Origin of the sequence: Rhodanobacter sp. Root627 (genome assembly GCF_001427835.1) — a bacterium.
Classification (GTDB): Bacteria; Pseudomonadota; Gammaproteobacteria; order Xanthomonadales; family Rhodanobacteraceae; genus Rhodanobacter; species Rhodanobacter ginsenosidimutans.
In genome coordinates, this window is record NZ_LMGW01000001.1 from 866,979 (window position 1) to 885,572 (window position 18,594).

Here is an 18,594-nt window from a genome sequence, read left to right on the forward strand (position 1 = left end):
AACTCGAGAGGAGTGGAACCATGAGCGTCAAGATCTTCGAAACCACCGAAGTGCAGGATTTCCTGAAAACCGTCGCCGGGCTGGACAAGCAGGATGGCGATCCGCGCACCAAGCAGATCATCCACCGGCTGATGTCGGACCTGTACAAGGCCATTGACGACCTGGACATCACCCCCGACGAGTACTGGACCGCGGTCGCCTGGTTCAACGCGCTGGGCACCGCCGGACAGGCTGGCCTGATCTCCCCCGGGCTGGGACTGGATCACTTCCTCGACCTGCGCCTGGACGCCAAGGACGCTGCGATCGGCGTGGAGAACCCCACCCCGCGCACCATCGAGGGGCCGCTGTACGTGGCCGGCGCACCGGTCGAGCAGGGTTATGCGCGGCTGGACGACGGCAGCGACACCGACGGCCAGCCGCTGGTCATGCACGGCACCGTATACGACGCCAGCGGCAAGCCGGCACCGGGCGCCAAGGTGGAGGTGTGGCACTGCGACACCCGCGGCTTCTATTCGCATTTCGACCCGACCGGCAAGCAGGCGCCGTTCAACATGCGCCGCACGATCATCGCCGACGAGCGGGGCCAGTACCGCTTCCGCAGCATCCTGCCCTGCGGCTACGGCGTGCCACCGGGCAGCCCGACCGAGCAGTTGTTGAGCGCGCTCGGCCGCCACGGCCAGCGTCCGGCGCACATCCACTTCTTCATCAGCGCCGACGGGCATCGCAAGCTGACTACCCAGATCAACCTGGCCGGTGATCCGCTGGTCAACGACGACTTCGCCTACGCCACCCGCGACGAACTCGTGGCCGAGGCGATCGGGCACACCGATGCGGCGGCTATCAAGGCCGCCGGCATGGAAGGCCCGTTCTCCGAGATCGCGTTCGACTTCCGGCTCAGCGCACTGGTGGACGGCGTCGACAACCAGATCAACGAAGCCCGCGTGCGCGCGGCCGGCTGAGCAAACCTCTCGGCGACTGCACGCCGCCGAGCGGCCACGTCATCCTCCCATGCCCCAAGGGGCGTCATCGGAATACTCCAGGAGACCGTCATGTCCGCAGTGATCGACAAAGCCCGGGATCTCGACCAACTGCTCGCCACGGCCGTGCAGGACGACAAGGACGCGGGCGTGTTCCGCTGCCGCCGTGACATCTTCACCAATGCCGACCTGTTCGAGCTCGAGATGGAGGCCATCTTCGAGAGCAACTGGGTCTACCTGGCGCACGAAAGCCAGATCCCCGAAAACAACGACTACTACACCACGAGCATCGGCCGCCAGCCGGTCATCGTCACCCGCGACAAATCGGGCGAGCTGCATGCGGTGATCAACGCCTGTGCGCACAAGGGCGCGATGCTGTGCCGGCGCAAGCGCGGCAACAAGGGCAGCTTCACCTGCCCCTTCCACGGCTGGACCTTCTCCAACAACGGCAAGCTGCTCAAGGTCAAGGACGCGAAGACGACGCAGTACCCGCCGCAGTTCGACCAGCAAGGCTCGCACGACCTGCGGCGCGTCGCCCGCTTCCAGAACTACCGTGGCTTCCTGTTTGGCAGTCTCGATCCGGACGTGCAGTCGCTGGAGGATTACCTGGGCGAGACCCGGGTGATCATCGACCAGATCGTCGACCAGTCCCCGCATGGACTGGAGGTGCTGCGCGGCAGCTCGTCCTACGTCTACGAGGGCAACTGGAAGCTGCAGATGGAGAACGGCTGCGACGGCTATCACGTCAGCAGCGTGCACTGGAACTATGCGGCGACCATGAACCGGCGCAACGCGGAAGGCACCAAGGCCGTCGACGCCAACAGCTGGAGCAAGAGCACGGCTGGCGTCTACGGTTTCGAGCATGGCCACATGCTGCTGTGGACGCGCACGATGAACCCGGAGGTGCGGCCGGTGTATGGACGTCGCGACGAGATCGCGGCGCGCGTGGGCGCGGACCGGGCGGATTTCATCGTCAACCAGACCCGCAACCTGTGCCTGTACCCGAACGTGTTCCTGATGGACCAGTTCTCGACCCAGATCCGGGTGATCCGCCCGATCAGCGTCGACCAGACCGAGGTCAGCATCTTCTGCTTCGCGCCCCGGGGCGAGAGCGCCGAGGACCGTGCCATGCGCATCCGCCAGTACGAGGACTTCTTCAACGTCTCGGGCATGGGCACCGCCGACGACATGGAGGAGTTCCGCGCCTGCCAGGCCGGCTACGCCGCCACCTCGGCAGCGTGGAACGACATGAGCCGCGGCGCGCCGCTATGGATCGACGGCCCCGACGAGAACGCCAGGCGCATGGGCCTCAACCCCTCGCTGTCCGGCGAGCGCAGCGAGGACGAAGGCTTGTTCGTGCGCCAGCACGCGTACTGGGCGAAAGTCATGCGCGACGCACTGGAACGGCAGCGCGAAGAGGTGTCGGCATGAGCTTCGACTACCAGCGGATATGCGCCTTCCTCTACCGCGAAGCGCGCCTGCTCGACGAGCGCCAGTGGGACGAATGGCTGCTGACGTACGCCGAGGACGTGACCTACTGGATGCCGGCATGGGACGACGACGACCAGCTGACCGAGGACCCGCAGTCGCAGATCTCGCTGATCTATTACCCCGACCGCTCGGGCCTGGAGGATCGCGTATTCCGGATCAAGACCGAGCGCTCCAGCGCATCCATGCCCGAGCCACGCACCGGCCACGGCGTGCACAACGTGGAACTGTTGGCAGAACGCGGCGACGAGGTCGACCTGCGCTACAACTTCCACACCCTCAGCCACCGCTACAAGGTCACCGACCAGTACTTCGGCACCGTGTTCGCCACCCTGCGCAAGGCGGGCGACGGATTCCTGATCAGCCGCAAGAAGATCGTGCTGAAGAACGACTACATCCGCCAGGTCATCGACATCTACCACGTCTGACAGGTGTCGTTGCCTGCGAGGAGGCCACATGAATCACAGCATCGCTTTGAATTTCGAGGACGGGGTCACCCGCTTCATCCAGTGCCGGGAAGGCGAGACGGTACTCGACGCCGCGTACCGCAGCAGGATCAACCTGCCGATGGACTGCTCCGATGGCGTGTGCGGCACCTGCAAGTGCCGCGCCGAGAGCGGCAACTACGACCTGGGCGACGACTACATCGACGACGCCCTGGGCGAGGATGAAAAGGACAACGGCCTGGTGCTGACCTGCCAGATGGTGCCCTCGTCGGACTGCGTGATCGCGGTGCCGGCGGATTCCACCGTCTGCAAGACCGGCAACGCGAAGTTCAACGCCACGGTCGCCCGGGTCGAGCAGCACAATGACGCCGCGATCGTGCTGGAGCTCGACGTGGCGGATGACGCGCCGGCGTTCCTGCCGGGCCAGTACGTCAATATCGACGTACCGGGCAGCGGCCAGCACCGCTCCTACAGCTTCAGTTCGGCGCCGGGCGAGCGACGCATCAGCTTCCTGATCAAACGCATCCCCGACGGATTGATGAGCGACTGGGTGGGCAAGGCCCAGCCGGGGCAGGCGCTGGAATTGACCGGGCCACTCGGCAGTTTCTACCTGCGCAAGGTCGACAAGCCATTACTGTTCCTGGCCGGCGGCACCGGTCTGGCGCCATTCCTGTCGATGCTGGAGACACTGGCGCGCACCGGCGCGGACCAACCGGTGCACATGATCTACGGCGTGACCCGCGACGCCGACCTGGTTCTGGTCGAACAGATCGAGGCCTACGCGGCGAAGCTGCCGAACTTCAACTTCATCACCGTGGTCGCCGAGGGCGCGAGCGCGCATCCGCGCAAGGGCTGGGTCACCCAGCACATGCCGGCCGAGGTGCTGCACGACGGCAACCTCGACGTGTACCTGTGCGGGCCGCCGCCGATGGTCGATGCGGTGCGCAAGCACTTCGACGACTGCGGCGTGACGCCGGTCAGCTTCCACTACGAGAAGTTCACGCCGAACGCGCCGGCGCGGGACAAGGCGGCATGAACGCACCGCGCTTCGCCGGCAAGGTCCTGGTCGTGACGGGTGCCGCGCAGGGCATCGGCCGTGAGGTTGCCCTGCGCGCGGCGGCCGAGGGCGGCAAGGTCGTGTTCGTGGACCGCGCGGACTTCGTCGGCGAGGTGGCCGCCCAGGCGCAGGGTGAGAGCGCCGCTTTCCATGCGGATCTGGAAACCCACGCCGGCGCCGAGGCGGCGATGGCGTTCGCCGCGGCGACCTTCGGCGGCATCGACATCGTGATCAACAACGTCGGCGGTGCAATCCGCATGCGCCCGTATGCCGAGTTCGAACCGGAGCAGATCGATGCGGAGATCCGCCGTTCGCTGATGCCCACGCTGTACTGCTGCCACGCGGCGCTGCCGCACCTGTTCGCGCGCGGCGGCGGCACCATCGTCAACGTGTCGTCGAACGCCACCCGCGGCATCCACCGCGTGCCGTACTCGGCGGCGAAGGGCGGGATCAATGCGATCACGCAATCGCTGGCGATGGAGCTAGCGCATCGCAACATCCGCGTGGTGGCGACCGCACCGGGCGGGACGGATGCGCCGCCGCGCCGGATACCGCGCAACGCCGTCGACGAGAGCCCGGCCGAACAGGCATGGATGGCCGAGACCGTGGCGCAGGTCGTGGGCTCCAGTTTCCTCAAACGCTATGGAAGCATCGCCGAGCAGGTCGCGCCGATCCTGTTCCTGGCCTCCGACGAGGCGTCCTACATCACCGGCAGCGTATTGCCGGTGGCGGGCGGAGATCTGGGATGAACACCCCGGCATCGCTCCACTCCGCATCGACAGGAGAGACAAGACAGCCATGATCGACAAGACGACCTGGACCCTGCAGTCCGCGGTGGCCGACATCCCCGATGGCGCCAGCGTGATGGTCGGCGGTTTCGGCACCGCCGGCATGCCCGATGAGTTGATCGATGCGCTGATCGCGCATGGCGCGCGCGAGCTGACCATCATCAACAACAACGCCGGCAACGGCGACGCCGGGCTGGCTGCGCTGATCGCCAACAAACGGGTGCGCAAGGTGGTCTGCTCGTTTCCGCGGCAGACCGACTCGTGGCATTTCGACGCCGCCTACAAGGCCGGCGAGATCGAACTCGAATTGGTCCCGCAAGGCAACCTGGCCGCGCGCATCCACGCTGCGGGCAGCGGCCTGGGCGCAATCTTCACCCCCACCGGCTACGGCACCGAACTGGCCGCCGGCAAGGAGACACGCGAGATCGACGGCCGGCACTACGTGCTGGAGTACCCCATCCACGCCGACTTCGCCCTGATCAAGGCCGACCGCGGCGACCGCTGGGGCAACCTTGTCTACCGCAAGACCGCGCGCAATTTCGGCCCGCTGATGGCGATGGCCGCCAAGTGCACCATCGCCCAGGTTTCAGAAGTGGTCGCGCTGGGCGAACTCGATCCCGAGTCCGTGGTGACGCCGGGCATCTTCGTGCACCGCGTGGTCGCTGCAGGAGGCAAGTCATGAGCCGCTTGAACCGTGAACAGATGGCCGCGCGGGTGGCGCGCGACATCCCCGAGGGCGCCTACGTGAACCTGGGCATCGGCCTGCCGACCCAGGTCGCCAACTACCTGCCGGCGGACAAGGAGATCTTCCTGCAGAGCGAGAACGGCCTGCTCGGCATGGGCCCGGCCCCGGCGCCCGGCGAGGAAGATCCGGACCTGATCAACGCCGGCAAGCAACCGGTGACGCTGCTTACCGGCGGCTGCTATTTCCACCACGCCGACTCGTTCTCGATGATGCGCGGCGGGCACCTGGACATCTGCGTGCTGGGCGCGTTCCAGGTTTCGCAGCACGGCGACCTGGCCAACTGGAGCACCGGCGCGCCCGACGCCATCCCCGCCGTGGGCGGTGCGATGGATCTGGCGATCGGTGCCAAGCAGGTGTTCGTGCTGATGGAACTGCAGACGCGCAAGGGCGAGAGCAAGCTGGTCGCCGAATGCAGCTACCCGCTGACCGGCCTGCGCTGCGTGTCGCGCATCTACACCGATGTCGGCGTGTTCGCGCCTGGACCCGAAGGTGCGCGCGTGATCGAGCTCGTCGACGGCGTGAGCCTCGACGAGGTACGTCAACTGACCGACCTGCCGCTGGAGATGATCGAATGAACCACGCTTACATCTGCGATGCCGTGCGCACGCCGATCGGCCGCTACGGCGGCATCCTCTCCGCGGTGCGCGCCGATGATCTTGGCGCGCTGCCGCTCAAGGCCCTGCTGGAGCGCAACCCGGGCCTGGACCCGGCGGCGATCGAGGAAGTGTTCTACGGCTGCGCCAACCAGGCCGGCGAGGACAACCGCAACGTCGCCCGCATGAGCCTGCTGCTCGCTGGGTTGCCGGCTTCGGTGCCGGGCGTGACGCTCAACCGGCTGTGCGCCTCGGGACTGGAGGCGCTGGGCCAGGCGGCGCGCGCGATCAACACGGGGGAAATGGAACTGGCGATCGCCGGCGGCGTGGAGTCGATGACCCGCGCCCCGTTCGTGATCGGCAAGGCCGACCGGGCGTACGGGCGCGGCCAGCAGCTCGAGGACACCACCATGGGCTGGCGCTTCGTCAACCCGGCCCTGGACACACGCTACGGCACCGAAAGCATGCCGCAGACCGGCGACAACGTAGCCGCGGATCACGACGTCAACCGTGTCGACCAGGATGCGTTCGCGCTGCGCAGCCAGCAACGCGCCGCGGCGGCGCAGGCATCGGGCTTCTTCGCCGAGGAAATCATCCCGGTCACCGTGCCTGGCGCCCGGCGCGGGCAGACCGAATGGGTCGATATCGACGAGCACCCGCGCGCCGACACCACCGCCGAAGCGCTGGCCAAACTGAAGCCGCTGTTCCCGGGCGGCACTGTCACCGCCGGCAATGCCTCGGGCATCAATGACGGCGCCGCCGCGTTGGTGATTGCCAGCGAAGAAGCGATCCAGCGCTTTGGCCTGCGCCCGCGCGCGCGCATCCTCGGCATGGCTGCCGCGGGCGTGGAGCCGCGGGTCATGGGCATCGGCCCGGTCGCGGCCACGCAGAAACTGATGGCACGGCTGGGCCTGCAGATTGGCGACTTCGATGCGATCGAACTCAACGAAGCCTTCGCCAGCCAGTCGCTGGCCGTCATGCGTGCACTCGGCCTGCCCGACGATGCGAAACACGTGAACCCCAACGGCGGTGCGATCGCGCTGGGTCATCCGCTGGGCATGAGCGGCGCGCGGTTGGCGCTGACCCTCGTGCACCAACTGGAAAAGACCGGCGGCAGGCGCGGCCTGGCCACACTGTGCGTCGGCGTCGGCATGGGCCTGGCGCTGGCTGTCGAGCGGGTCTGAGGCACGCGATGGCTTTCCTCAACCTCCCCACCCACCGCCTGCGCTACCGCATCGACGGCGAGCGCGGCCCGTGGCTGACGTTCTGCAACTCGCTTGGCACGGACCTGAACATGTGGGATGCGCAGGTCGGCGTGCTGTCCAATACATTCCGCATATTGCGTTACGACCGCCGCGGCCACGGCGCGTCAGGCGCACCGCCCGGTCCCTATTCGATCGCCGATCTCGGCGGCGATGTACTTGCGCTGCTTGATTCACTGGCGATCGGACGCACGCATTTCTGTGGCCTGTCGATCGGTGGCATGGTCGGCCAGTGGCTGGGCATCCATGCCGGCGACCGCGTGGATCGCCTGGTGGTCTGCGCGACCGCAGCCCGCATCAGCACTCCCGAAAGCTGGCAGGCTCGCAGCGAACAAGTTCGCGAGCACGGCCTGGCGCCGCTGATGGAAACCACCGCCGAACGCTGGTTCACCCCTTCCTTCAACGCCTCCCACCCCGCGGTGGTCCGCGACATCCTGCAGCGCTTTGCCGGAACGTCGGTCGACGGCTATCGCGGTTGCTGTGCTGCGCTGGCGGGCACCGACCTGCGAGCGGAACTGGGGCGGATAGAAACACCGCTGCTGGCGATCTCCGGCAATGACGATCCGGTGTGCACCCCGACCGACCTGCAGGCCATAGCCGGCGGCGTGGTCAACGGAAGCCATCTGTCCCTGCCCGGTCGCCATATCGTGAACATCGAATCGGCGCAGGAATTCAACGCCGCGCTGCAGGATTTTCTGGTGTCACCTGACAGCGGGAATATCGACAAATCCCGCGATAGAAGCGCGAGTGCCCGGCGCCTTTCGGTGCCGGGCACTTCGTGACGATACGACTCAGCGTGACCGGTTACGGTCCGGCATGACCTTCGCCGGCCACGCCACTCACATCACTGGGTGTTGGCAAGCTGGCCGCAATCGCCTTGCTTGCAATCGAAATCGACCTTGATGCCACGACCCACGATGACGCCGACATTAAGGTGCTTGACCACGGGCTTGCCGTTTTCCTCCAGCGTTACCGTGTAAACACCCACCGGCAGCGAGCTGAGCATATAGCGGCCTTTTTCGTCCACCTCGACGTGACGCTGCATGCCGTTGGTCGTGCTTTTTGCCCGCACGGTGTCGCCCGCCGGTGCCTTTCCGAAGATGTGGCCCGCGGTGGCCTGCGCCTGGACAGCGACAGATCCCACCATGCCGCAGATGCCGATGACAGCCGCAACCGCCAGGCCACGGAAGGAGACGCGCTGATGGGAACGACGGGGAGAGGGAGAGCTGAAATGGTTCATGGGATTTTCCTTCTTGTTTTCCATGCGTGGGGATGAGCCGCCATGGGGTTGGCAACCAGCTCATGCGGAGTTGAAGTGTCGATCTGCTGCCGATGGAATCACTGTCACCGGAACCAGATCGACGCGCGCAGCGTATGTCGCGCAAACACCTTCCACGAAGGGTCAGAGGTCACGAACAGTACATGACGTATGGGGGAGGACGAAGGCGTTGCTTGACGATATCCACGACTCGCCGGACGATCTGTCGGCGCTTGCCGCGATCACGAAACAATGGAAGCCACACACATGCGAACGCACGGAACGCTGGTGAAATGGAATGACGATCGTGGCTTCGGTTTCATCGAACCGGCGGCAGGTGCGGAAGAAGTTTTCGTCCACGTTTCCGCATTCCCGCGCGACGGCATCCGACCGCGCATCGGCGAATTCGTATCGTTCGGGATTGACCTTCGAGAGGACGGGAAAAAACGCGCCGTCCGCATCATGCGTCCCGGCAAAAACAACAATACCGTGCGTCGGGCGACACGCGATGTACCGTCGGCGACGAGTCGCTCCGGCGCGTTAACCACGATCCTGGGTTTGCTGACGCTGATCGCCATCGGCTGGTATGGCTATGCGTCGTTTGCATCGAAACAGATGGCGCCTGCGGAGCCCATGTTGCCCGCGACACGTGCCCTGCCCGCGTCCGCGCCAAGTTTCAACTGTGATGGCCGCACCCGCTGCTCGCAGATGACCTCATGTGCCGAGGCGACCTATTTCCTGAAGCAATGCCCTGGCACGCAGATGGATGGCGATGGCGACGGTGAACCGTGCGAAAGCCAGTGGTGCGGCGCCAGTTGGTCGGATTGATGGCGGCCCGCACCGCCAACGTTCTAGGCGTTGACGGCGCGAACCACGCGCGCATGCTTGATCCGGCGCAACCAGTCGTAGCCGTTCAATTCGACCGGCATGGTGGTCGCCGCGCGGCGGGACGCCGGTGCAGCGGCGGGAGCCGCTCCATCGAATTCGGAGCGCTTGCCCTGCAACAGATTGGATAGATGACGTTTCATCGAAGTTCTTCCCGGTAAGAGCCGCTGTGACAACGGCGCATGACGTGTTCTCTGTGTGTCCAGATATCGGCGCGAAACCGCTGGAATCAACGATTCGCCACGCGATCAAAGCGTTTCCCGTCGCGAACAAATCGGCGCCGGCATCAACCAGCCCCCTGCTCCGCCCGGTGATCGAAGCGCTACACCGGCAGGGAACGATTGTTCGCATAGCGAAACACTTTGGGCGCGATTTGCGGGGTTTTGCCCGGCCTCGCCGGTGCCCATCTATCGGCACTCACGCACATTCGAGTGCCGCGCCATGCGCAAATCACTATCTTCAAGGCTATTGCCCACGCTGTTGTTGTTCGTCCTCGCCTTCGCGGCGATCGCGTCGCCGGGTGTCCGCGCGGCCACGCTGTACGGCACAGGCTACGCGCGGGTTGGCGTGCCGGATCTGGCACAGGCGGTCACGTTCTTCCAGGACGTGCTGGATTGCCGCGTGATCGGTCCGAGCTTCACGAAGAAGCCGGCCACCTCCCGTTTGCTGTCCTGCGACACGGGTTCCATCGTGGAACTGTTCGACAACGGCGACGCCTCCGCCACGCCGGGCCAGCCCTTGCGGTTCGTCTCCGACGACGTACGGCATGGCGGCGAGTGGCTGCGGCGTGCGGGCGCCACGGTGAATGGTTCGCCGCACCGACTGACCTCCGGTTCACTGGCGGGCCGGATGGTGCTCGATTTCAAGTCGCCGTGGGGCATGCCGCTGCAGTTGCTCGACAGCCATGCCTACAACCCGGTGGACGGAACCCTGGCCACCGTCGCGGCGGATTGATCGCTCAGAGTCTGTGAGGAAAACCACTTCCTGTGGTTTTCCTCTATCGCGCGTCCGGCGATGCATGGGCGGTTCGACAGGTTGAACAAATCCAACCGCTCAGCGGCGGGCGCGGAAGAACTCGCGCAACATGCTGGCCGATTCCTCGGCCAGCAGGCCACCGGATACCTCGATGCGATGGTTGTGGCGGGCGTCCACCAAGGTGTCGAACATGCTGCCGGCAGCGCCGGTCTTGGGATCGATCGCCGCGTAGACGACGCGACCGAGCCGGGCGTGGATCATCGCCATCGCGCACATCGCGCACGGCTCCAAGGTGACGTACAGCGTGGCGCCGGTCAGTCGGTGATTGGCCAGTTTCTCGCCGGCCGCGCGCATGGCCATCACTTCGGCATGGGCGGTCGGATCGTGCAGGGTGATGTTGCGGTTCCAGCCAAGGCCGACGACCTCGTCCCCCTGCACCAGCACCGCACCCACCGGCACCTCGCCCTCGGCGTCGCGGGCATGCCCGGCCAGTTGCAGGGCATGACGCATATGCCGGACGTCGGCCGCCGAAAATGCACTTGGGGTTTCAGGGCTTTCGTCAGTCATTTCAATGCATTGTGGTTCATACATGAGAAAGCCGGCAAGTTGCCGGCCTCCTCGGATGCGTGCAAGTGACTGATTTTACTATTCCCACTCGATCGTGGCAGGCGGCTTGCCACTGATGTCGTAAACGACGCGAGAAACACCACGCAACTCATTGATAATTCTGTTGGAAACCGTGCCAAGAAACGCGTACGGAAGGTGCGCCCAGTGCGCCGTCATGAAGTCGATGGTTTCCACCGCGCGCAGCGCGATCACCCATTCGTAGGCGCGCGCATCGCCCACCACGCCCACCGATTTCACCGGCAGAAACACGGCGAACGCCTGGCTGGTGGTGTCGTACAGGTCGGCCTTGCGCAGCTCGTCGATGAAGATGGCATCGGCCTGCGCCAGCAGTTCGGCGTATTCGCGTTTCACTTCTCCCAGGATGCGCACGCCCAGGCCCGGGCCGGGAAACGGATGGCGATAGACCATCGCGCGCGGCAGGCCCAGCGCCACGCCGATGCGGCGTACTTCGTCCTTGAACAGTTCACGCAGTGGCTCGACCAGCTTCAGCTTCATGTGCGCCGGCAGGCCGCCGACGTTGTGGTGGCTCTTGATGACGTGGGCCTTGCCGGTCTTGCTGCCGGCCGACTCGATCACGTCGGGGTAGATCGTGCCCTGCGCCAGCCACTTCACCTTGCTGCCGTCGGCGGTGATCTTTGCCGACTCCTCGTCGAAGATCTCGATGAAAAGCCCGCCGATGATCTTGCGCTTGGCTTCGGGATCGGCCACGCCTTCGAGCGCCGTGAAATAGCGATCGGCCGCGTTGACACGGATGACCTTGACGCCCATGTGCTCGGCCATCGTGGCCATCACCTGGTCGCCCTCTTTCCAGCGCAGCAGGCCGGTATCGACGAACACGCAGGTCAGCCGATCGCCGATGGCCTTGTGCAGCAGCGCGGCCACCACCGAGGAATCGACGCCGCCGGACAGGCCCAGCAGGACGTGGTCATCGCCGACCTGCTCGCGCACGCGGGCGATCTGGTCATCAATGATGTTGGCTGCCGTCCACAGCGTGGCGCAGCCGCAGATCTCGCTGACGAAGCGCTTCAGCAGGGGCTCGCCCTGCTTGGTATGGGTGACTTCCGGATGGAACTGCACGCCGTACCAGCGCTTGTCGTCGTTCTCCATCACCGCGACGGGGATGCGCGCGGTGCGGCCGGTGACCACGAAACCGGGCGGCGCGGTGGCGACGTGGTCGCCGTGACTCATCCACACATCGAGCTTGTGGTCGCCCGGATGGTCGTTGAGGCCGTTGAACAGGCGGCTGGGCGCGATGATGTCCACGCTGGCGTGGCCAAACTCGCGCGCCTCGGCCGCTTCGGTGGCGCCACCCAGTTGCGCGGCCATTGTCTGCATGCCATAGCAGATGCCGAGGATCGGCACGCCCGCATCGAACACCTGCTGCGGTGCCTTCGGTGCATCGGCCAGCGTGGTGGATTCCGGCCCGCCGGACAGGATGATGCCCTTGGCACCGAACGCGGCGATCTGCGCCGGGTCGTGGTCCCACGCCCAGATCTCGCAATACACGCCGATCTCGCGGATGCGCCGCGCGATCAGCTGCGTGTACTGCGCACCGAAATCGAGGATGAGGATCTTGTCGTCGTGGAGCCGGGATTGAGGATTCGGGATTCGGGATTCGGTCATGACGGCGTTTCAGCAGGGAATCGGGAATCGGGAATCGGGAATGGGAAAAGCGTCAAGCCCGAGCGCTGGCCATGACGCGCAGGGAACCGATCTACCGATTCCCCATTCCCTATTCCCCATTCCCGGCACACTCAGGAATTCAGCCGATAATTCGGCGCTTCCTTGGTGATCTGGATGTCGTGCGGATGCGCCTCGGTGACGCCGGCGGAGGTCACTTTCACGAACTGCGCCTTGTTGCGCACGTCTTCGATCGTGGCCGCGCCCAGATAGCCCATCGAGGCACGCAGGCCGCCGATCAGCTGATGGATGATGTTGCGCAGCGGGCCACGATACGGCACGCGGCCTTCGATGCCCTCGGGCACCAGCTTGTCCGCGTCGGCCTCTTCCTGGAAATAACGGTCCTTCGAACCCAGCGCCATCGCGCCGATCGAGCCCATGCCGCGGTAGCTCTTGTACGAACGGCCCTGGAACAGCTCGACCTCACCGGGTGATTCTTCGGTACCGGCAAACATCGAGCCGAGCATCACGCTGGAAGCGCCTGCGGCGAGTGCCTTGGGAATGTCGCCGGAATAGCGGATGCCGCCATCGGCGATCAACGGGATCTCGTCCTTCAACGCGGTGGCAACCATGTCGATGGCGGTGATCTGCGGCACGCCGACACCGGCAACCACGCGCGTGGTGCAGATCGAGCCCGGGCCAACGCCGACCTTGACGGCATCCACGCCCACGTCGAGCAGCGCTCGCGCCGCCTCGCCGGTGACGATGTTGCCGGCGATGACCTGCACGTTCGGGTAGTTCTTTTTTACCCAGCCCACGCGATCGATCACGCCTTGCGAATGGCCATGCGCGGTGTCCACCACCAGCACGTCCACACCGGCATCCACCAGTGCCGCCACGCGCTGCTCGGTGTCACCGGATACGCCAACGGCAGCACCGACCAGCAACGCCTCGTGGTGATCCTTCGCCGCGTTGGGGTTGTCGCGGGCTTTCTGGATGTCCTTCACCGTGATCAGCCCGCGCAACTGGAACGCGTCGTTGACCACCAGCACTTTCTCGATGCGGTGCTTGTGCAGCAGCAACAACACTTCGTCCTGGCTGGCGCCTTCGCGCACGGTCACCAGTTTGTCCTCGCGGGTCATGATGTTGCGCACCGGGTCGTCGTGCTTGCGCTCGAAGCGCAGGTCGCGACTGGTGACGATGCCGACCAGCTTGCTGCCCTCGACCACCGGCACGCCGGAGATGTTGTGCGCATGGGTCAGCCGCAGCACTTCGCGAATGGACGTCTCGGGGTTCACGGTGATCGGGCTGCGGATCACGCCGGCCTCGAATTTCTTCACCAACCGAACTTCGGCCGCCTGCTGCTCGGCCGTCATGTTCTTGTGGATGATGCCGATGCCGCCGTTCTGCGCCATGGTGATGGCGAGGCGGGCTTCGGTCACGGTGTCCATCGCGGCCGACACGATGGGAATGTTCAGACGAAGGTCGCGGGTAAACCGGGTGGAGGTGTCGACGTCGCGCGGCAGCACGAGGGAGTGGCCCGGAACCAGGAAAACGTCGTCGTAGGTCAAGGCCTCGGCGAGGATGCGCATGCGAAAAGTCCCGCTGGCAAAGAGGGAATTATACGCGTCCCACCATGCTGCTCGCCAGATGGCTCGCCAACCATCGCGCCTTTTTCAGGCGGATCGCGTGGAAACAGCGCCCGCTTCCGCCGCTTCCAGTGTGTTTTCCAGCAGCGTGGCCACCGTCATCGGACCCACGCCACCAGGCACCGGCGTGATCCAGCTCGCGCGCTCCGCGGCCGCCTTGAAATCCACATCGCCCACCAGCCGACCATCGTCCAGGCGATTGATGCCCACGTCGATCACCACCGCGCCGGGCTTGATCCAGTCGCCTTTCACCAGCCCCGGCTTGCCCACCGCCACCACCAGGATGTCGGCCTGGCGCACGAAGCTTTCCAGGTCTTGCGTGAAACGATGGCAACAGGTCGTGGTGCAACCGGCGATCATCAACTCCAGCACCAACGGGCGCCCCACGTGATTGGACACGCCAACCACCACGGCATGCTGTCCGCGCACGGGGCGATCGGTGTGCCCCAGCAAGGTCATCACGCCCTTGGGTGTGCACGGGCGCAGGCCGAAACGGCGCAATGCCAGGCGGCCCACGTTGATGGCCTGGAAGCCGTCGACATCCTTGGCCGGATCGATCCGGTCGACCATCGCGTCTTCGTCGATATGCGGCGGCAGCGGCGACTGCACCAGGATGCCGTGCACCTCCGGATCGGCATTGAGCCGGTCGATCAGCGCGAACAAGGCCTCCTGGGTGGTGTCGGCCGGCAGGTCGTGTGCGAACGAGCGAAACCCGACCTGATCGCAGGCCTCGCGCTTCTTGCGCACATACACCAGCGAGCCGGCATCCGTCCCCACCAGGATCACCGCCAGGCCCGGAGGCGGCAAGCCGAGTGCCTTGCGCGCCGCAACGCGACGGCCGATGCGCCCCAGCAATTCCTGCGCAATACGTTTGCCGTCGAGAATGCGTGCGCTCATGATCGTGCCTGTCGATAAAGGCAAGCATTATCGATGCTAGCCGACACGCACACAAACAAAAGGGAGCCTGGATGCCTGCCGGGACCGCGCCGCCCATCGAACTCGACGGCAAGGGCTTGCACCTGCGCCCCTGGCAATCGCGCGATGCCCGGGCGTTGTGTGACGCCGCGCAGAGCTCGCTGTCCACGGTGGGCCGCTGGCTGCCCTGGTGCCACGCCAGTTATTCGCTGGATGATGCGCGCGCGTGGGTCGCTTATTGCGAACAAGGCTGGGCGAATGCGGAGGATTTTGCCTTCGCGGTGTTTGACGATCGCAACGGCGAATTGCTCGGCGGCGTCGGGCTCAATCAACGCAACCCGATGCATCGCAGCGCCAACCTGGGTTACTGGGTGCGCCAATCGCGGCAAGGTGAAGGCATCGCGGCGCGTGCCGCATCGCTGGTTGCCCGTTTCGGGTTCGAGCAGTTGGGATTGATCCGGATCGAGATCGTCACCCTGCCCGACAATGGCGCCAGCCGGCGCACTGCGGAAAACATCGGTGCGACGTTCGAAACCCTGGCCCGCCATCGGTTGTGGGTGCGCGGGCAACCGATGGACGGCGTCGTGCACGCACTCATTCGCGCGGACATGACGTAAGCGTCGCGGCTCATTCGACGGGTTGGCGCTGCGAGGGCGCCGTGGAGCGGCGCAACCTCAGCGGGTGCGCTTGATCAGGTCGCTGACCCGGCGTCGCGCCTTCTTTTCCTGTTCCTTGGTCAGTACTTTCTTGCGGCCGGCGTACGGATTCTCGCCTTCGCGGAAGGCAATGCGGATCGGCGTGCCTTCCAGCTTGTAGCGCTTGCGGAAGAAGTTTTCCAGGTAACGCTGGTAGGCCGGTGCGATGTGTTTGGTGCGCGTGCCGTGGATCACGATGGTCGGCGGGTTGTTGCCGCCCGGATGCGCGAAACGCAGCTTGGGCGAATGCCCGTGCACCAATGGCGGCTGATAGCTTTCGTACGCCTTTTCCAGCGTCTTGGTGAGGTCGGAGGACGCCAGCACCTTGGTCGCTGACGCGTGCGCACGCACCACGGCGCGCATCAACTCGCGCAGGCCCGAACCGTGCAGTGCGGAAATCTGCACCTGCTTGGCCCAGTCGACGAACACCAGCCGGCGATCCAGCGCGCGGCGGCATTCGTCGCGCTGGTATTGATCCATGTCGTCCCACTTGTTGATCGCGATGACCAGCGCCCTGCCCTCGTCCATCGCATAGCCGATGAGGGTGAGGTCCTGGTCGGCCAGGTTTTCGCGGGCGTCGATCATCACCACCACGACCTGCGCCGCGGCGATCGACTGCAGTGTCTTGATGACGCTGAATTTCTCCACCGCCTCCTCGACCCGCGCCTTGCGCCGCACGCCGGCGGTATCGATCAAGGTATAGCGCTTGCCGTCGCGCTCCAGCGGCACGCGGATCGGGTCGCGCGTGGTGCCGGCCACGTCCGACACGATCAGCCGGTCCTCGCCCAGCAGGCGATTGATCAGGGTAGATTTGCCCGCATTGGGGCGGCCGACGATGGCAACGCGGATGGTGCCATCCTCGCCGTTGGCATCGGTGGCGTCTTCCTCGTCGGCCGGCAGCAACGGCAGCACGACGCGGATCAGGTCATCGGTGCCGCGATTGTGCGCCGCCGACAATGGCAAGGTGGTGGCGACGCCGAAAGCGGAAAACTCGGCCAGCACGGCCTGCTCGTCGAGCCCGTCGGTCTTGTTGGCCACGGCGATGATCGGCTTGCCGCTGCGGCGCAGCTCGCCAAGGATCACGTAATCCTGCGGCAGCAGCCCGTCGCGGGCATCGACCACGAAGACCAGGATGTTGGCTTCCTCGATCGCCAGGCGCACCTGCTTTGCGGTGAGCACATCCATGGCGTCCTCGACGCCCGACAGGCCGCCGGTGTCGACCACCACGAACGGCCGATCGCCACTGCGGCAAATGCCGTAATGGCGGTCCCGGGTAACCCCCGGCATATCGGCCACCAACGCGTCGCGACTGCGCGTCAGTACATTGAAAAGGGTTGATTTACCGACGTTGGGACGACCAACCAGAGCGACGACAGGCAACATGATGGAAGGTCGGTTCCCGGATCAGCGCGCGGACAGACGGTAGGCGCCGATGCGGCCTTCCACGTCTTCCACGTAAACGATGTCACCCACCACCAGCGGCTGGGCACGGATGGCTTTCCTGGAGAGCCGCTTGGTGGCCGCGAGCGCGCCGTCGCCGGTTTGCAGCCAGTGCACGTAGCCTTCCAGATCACCCACCACCACGTAATTGCCCTGCACGGCAGGGCCGGTGACCCAACGGTACTTCAGCGCGTCGTTCTTCCAGATATCGGAGCCGCTGTTCTTGTCGAACGCCCAGACCTGCGACTCGTCGTTCACGGCAAAAATGGCGTTGCCATTGACCGCGAGCCCATCCGTCGTCGAAAACTGGTGGGCCCACAGCGGCCGACCGCTGGGGCCATCGATGGCCACCAGGTTGCCGTGGTAGGCGCTGCCATACAGGGTGGTGCCGTCGAGCAGGATGCCATTGTCGGCGTCATTCAGGCGCTCGATGTCGGTGCGGCCTTCGCCAGTGGAGAGCTTCTGCTCCCACAGCTTTTCGCCGTTGTCCTCGCGCAGCGCCACCAGCTTGCCGTCGTCGGTGCCGAAAAACACCACGCCGTTGGCAGCCAGCAAGGCGCCATTTCCACGCAAACTGAGCAGCGGCACGCTACCCTGGTCGTACACCCAGCGACGTTCGCCGGTGCCGGCATCCAGACCATAAATCCGGCCATCCTGGGTGCGCACCAGCACCAGCCCGCCATTGATCAACGGCGAGGCCAGCACTTCGGAGTTGAGCGTCGCATCCCAGCGCGGGCTGCCGTCCTTGGCGTTGATGCCGTAGACGTGGCCATCCAGCGTGCCTACGGCGAGCAGATCGCCACTGACCGCCGGGCCACCCGCATAAAACGCGTCCGGGCGCTTCTTGTCGCCCCAACCGAACCAGCCGTGGGTCTTCGAGCTTTTCGACCAGAGCTTCTTGCCGCTGACCGCATCCATCGCCACCAGCTTGCCATCGGTGCTGTCGGCGTAGAGCACGCCGTCGACCACGGTCGGGCGCAGCCGCGCGCCACTGTCGCCAGCGCCTTCACCGACGCTGTTGCTCCACAACTTTTCCACCTGCACCGTCGGCTTGAAATCATCCGGCAGCGGTGTCGGTGGCTGGATGTTTTCCTTCTTGAAGGAATGGCAGCCGGCGATGGCAAACGTCGCCACAATGGCGAGCAGGCCCAGCGAATGTCGTTTCATGGATCCG

At 65.3% G+C, this 18,594-nt stretch carries 20 protein-coding genes; 12 read left to right on the forward strand and 8 right to left on the reverse strand.

Annotation, left to right across the window (positions count from 1 at the left end; translation table 11 throughout):
• Window positions 1-20: 20 nt before the first annotated feature.
• The 9 genes from catA (at window position 21) to pcaD (ending at window position 8,138) form a co-directional block, all read left to right on the forward strand.
• Entirely contained in the window at window positions 21-959 is a 939-nt protein-coding gene (catA, locus tag ASD68_RS04125; protein WP_056603735.1) for a catechol 1,2-dioxygenase, read from the forward strand.
• A gap of 90 nt (window positions 960-1,049) precedes the next feature.
• A complete protein-coding gene (locus ASD68_RS04130; RefSeq protein ID WP_056603737.1) occupies window positions 1,050-2,408 on the forward strand; it encodes a Rieske 2Fe-2S domain-containing protein in 1,359 nt (452 codons plus the stop codon).
• On the forward strand, window positions 2,405-2,893 hold the full coding sequence (gene benB / locus ASD68_RS04135; RefSeq protein WP_056603740.1) for a benzoate 1,2-dioxygenase small subunit: 489 nt from the start codon (window positions 2,405-2,407) through the stop codon (window positions 2,891-2,893). Before ASD68_RS04130 ends, benB begins: the two co-directional genes overlap by 4 nt.
• Before the next feature lie 28 nt (window positions 2,894-2,921).
• Window positions 2,922-3,947: a benzoate 1,2-dioxygenase electron transfer component BenC gene (benC, locus tag ASD68_RS04140; RefSeq protein WP_056603742.1), complete on the forward strand. Its 1,026-nt coding sequence runs from the start codon at window positions 2,922-2,924 to the stop codon at window positions 3,945-3,947.
• Window positions 3,944-4,717 carry a benzoate diol dehydrogenase BenD gene (benD, locus tag ASD68_RS04145; protein ID WP_056603745.1) on the forward strand — a complete coding sequence of 258 codons (774 nt, stop codon included), beginning with the start codon at window positions 3,944-3,946 and terminating at the stop codon, window positions 4,715-4,717. Before benC ends, benD begins: the two co-directional genes overlap by 4 nt.
• A 49-nt stretch (window positions 4,718-4,766) precedes the next feature.
• Window positions 4,767-5,438, forward strand: coding sequence for a 3-oxoacid CoA-transferase subunit A (locus tag ASD68_RS04150; protein ID WP_056603747.1), 672 nt, complete (start codon window positions 4,767-4,769; stop codon window positions 5,436-5,438).
• Complete coding sequence (locus tag ASD68_RS04155) at window positions 5,435-6,076, forward strand: 3-oxoacid CoA-transferase subunit B (RefSeq protein WP_056603750.1); 642 nt, start codon at window positions 5,435-5,437, stop codon at window positions 6,074-6,076. Before ASD68_RS04150 ends, ASD68_RS04155 begins: the two co-directional genes overlap by 4 nt.
• Complete coding sequence (pcaF, locus tag ASD68_RS04160; protein WP_056603753.1) at window positions 6,073-7,278, forward strand: 3-oxoadipyl-CoA thiolase; 1,206 nt, start codon at window positions 6,073-6,075, stop codon at window positions 7,276-7,278. Before ASD68_RS04155 ends, pcaF begins: the two co-directional genes overlap by 4 nt.
• A gap of 8 nt (window positions 7,279-7,286) precedes the next feature.
• A complete protein-coding gene (pcaD, locus tag ASD68_RS04165; RefSeq protein WP_056603756.1) occupies window positions 7,287-8,138 on the forward strand; it encodes a 3-oxoadipate enol-lactonase in 852 nt (283 codons plus the stop codon).
• Window positions 8,139-8,200: 62 nt separating this feature from the next.
• On the opposite strand, the gene ASD68_RS04170 is transcribed toward pcaD, so the two are convergent.
• Window positions 8,201-8,620 carry a carboxypeptidase-like regulatory domain-containing protein gene (locus ASD68_RS04170; RefSeq protein ID WP_235577501.1) on the reverse strand — a complete coding sequence of 140 codons (420 nt, stop codon included), beginning with the start codon at window positions 8,618-8,620 and terminating at the stop codon, window positions 8,201-8,203.
• A 282-nt stretch (window positions 8,621-8,902) separates the two neighbouring features.
• Between ASD68_RS04170 and ASD68_RS17420 the strand changes: the two genes are divergently transcribed.
• Window positions 8,903-9,442 (forward strand): cold shock domain-containing protein, encoded by a 540-nt coding sequence (locus ASD68_RS17420; RefSeq protein ID WP_304437671.1) that lies wholly within the window; start codon window positions 8,903-8,905, stop codon window positions 9,440-9,442.
• 23 nt (window positions 9,443-9,465) lie between these two features.
• Here ASD68_RS17420 and ASD68_RS16765 read toward each other — a convergent pair whose 3' ends face one another.
• Entirely contained in the window at window positions 9,466-9,642 is a 177-nt protein-coding gene (locus ASD68_RS16765) for a hypothetical protein (RefSeq protein ID WP_156458328.1), read from the reverse strand.
• A gap of 298 nt (window positions 9,643-9,940) precedes the next feature.
• On the opposite strand from ASD68_RS16765, the gene ASD68_RS04180 reads away from it, so the two are divergent.
• Window positions 9,941-10,453 (forward strand): VOC family protein, encoded by a 513-nt coding sequence (locus ASD68_RS04180; protein ID WP_056603759.1) that lies wholly within the window; start codon window positions 9,941-9,943, stop codon window positions 10,451-10,453.
• Between the two features lie 99 nt (window positions 10,454-10,552).
• Here the strand turns inward: ASD68_RS04180 and tadA are convergent, their stop codons facing one another.
• From tadA to folD, 4 genes are all read right to left on the reverse strand, one after another.
• Window positions 10,553-11,041: a tRNA adenosine(34) deaminase TadA gene (tadA, locus tag ASD68_RS04185; RefSeq protein WP_056603763.1), complete on the reverse strand. Its 489-nt coding sequence runs from the start codon at window positions 11,039-11,041 to the stop codon at window positions 10,553-10,555.
• A 78-nt stretch (window positions 11,042-11,119) separates the two neighbouring features.
• A complete protein-coding gene (gene guaA, locus ASD68_RS04190) occupies window positions 11,120-12,724 on the reverse strand; it encodes a glutamine-hydrolyzing GMP synthase (RefSeq protein WP_056079117.1) in 1,605 nt (534 codons plus the stop codon).
• 131 nt (window positions 12,725-12,855) lie between these two features.
• Window positions 12,856-14,313, reverse strand: a complete 1,458-nt coding sequence (gene guaB, locus ASD68_RS04195) for an IMP dehydrogenase (RefSeq protein ID WP_056079120.1) — start codon at window positions 14,311-14,313, stop codon at window positions 12,856-12,858.
• An 84-nt stretch (window positions 14,314-14,397) separates the two neighbouring features.
• A complete protein-coding gene (gene folD, locus ASD68_RS04200; RefSeq protein ID WP_007080973.1) occupies window positions 14,398-15,267 on the reverse strand; it encodes a bifunctional methylenetetrahydrofolate dehydrogenase/methenyltetrahydrofolate cyclohydrolase FolD in 870 nt (289 codons plus the stop codon).
• Window positions 15,268-15,338: 71 nt separating this feature from the next.
• On the opposite strand from folD, the gene ASD68_RS04205 reads away from it, so the two are divergent.
• Window positions 15,339-15,902 carry a GNAT family protein gene (locus ASD68_RS04205; RefSeq protein ID WP_056603766.1) on the forward strand — a complete coding sequence of 188 codons (564 nt, stop codon included), beginning with the start codon at window positions 15,339-15,341 and terminating at the stop codon, window positions 15,900-15,902.
• A 57-nt stretch (window positions 15,903-15,959) separates the two neighbouring features.
• Here the strand turns inward: ASD68_RS04205 and der are convergent, their stop codons facing one another.
• Both der and bamB read right to left on the reverse strand, forming a co-directional pair.
• Window positions 15,960-17,363: a ribosome biogenesis GTPase Der gene (der, locus tag ASD68_RS04210; protein ID WP_056079124.1), complete on the reverse strand. Its 1,404-nt coding sequence runs from the start codon at window positions 17,361-17,363 to the stop codon at window positions 15,960-15,962.
• Window positions 17,364-17,384: 21 nt separating this feature from the next.
• Window positions 17,385-18,587 (reverse strand): outer membrane protein assembly factor BamB, encoded by a 1,203-nt coding sequence (bamB, locus tag ASD68_RS04215; RefSeq protein ID WP_056603769.1) that lies wholly within the window; start codon window positions 18,585-18,587, stop codon window positions 17,385-17,387.
• Window positions 18,588-18,594: the final 7 nt, after the last annotated feature.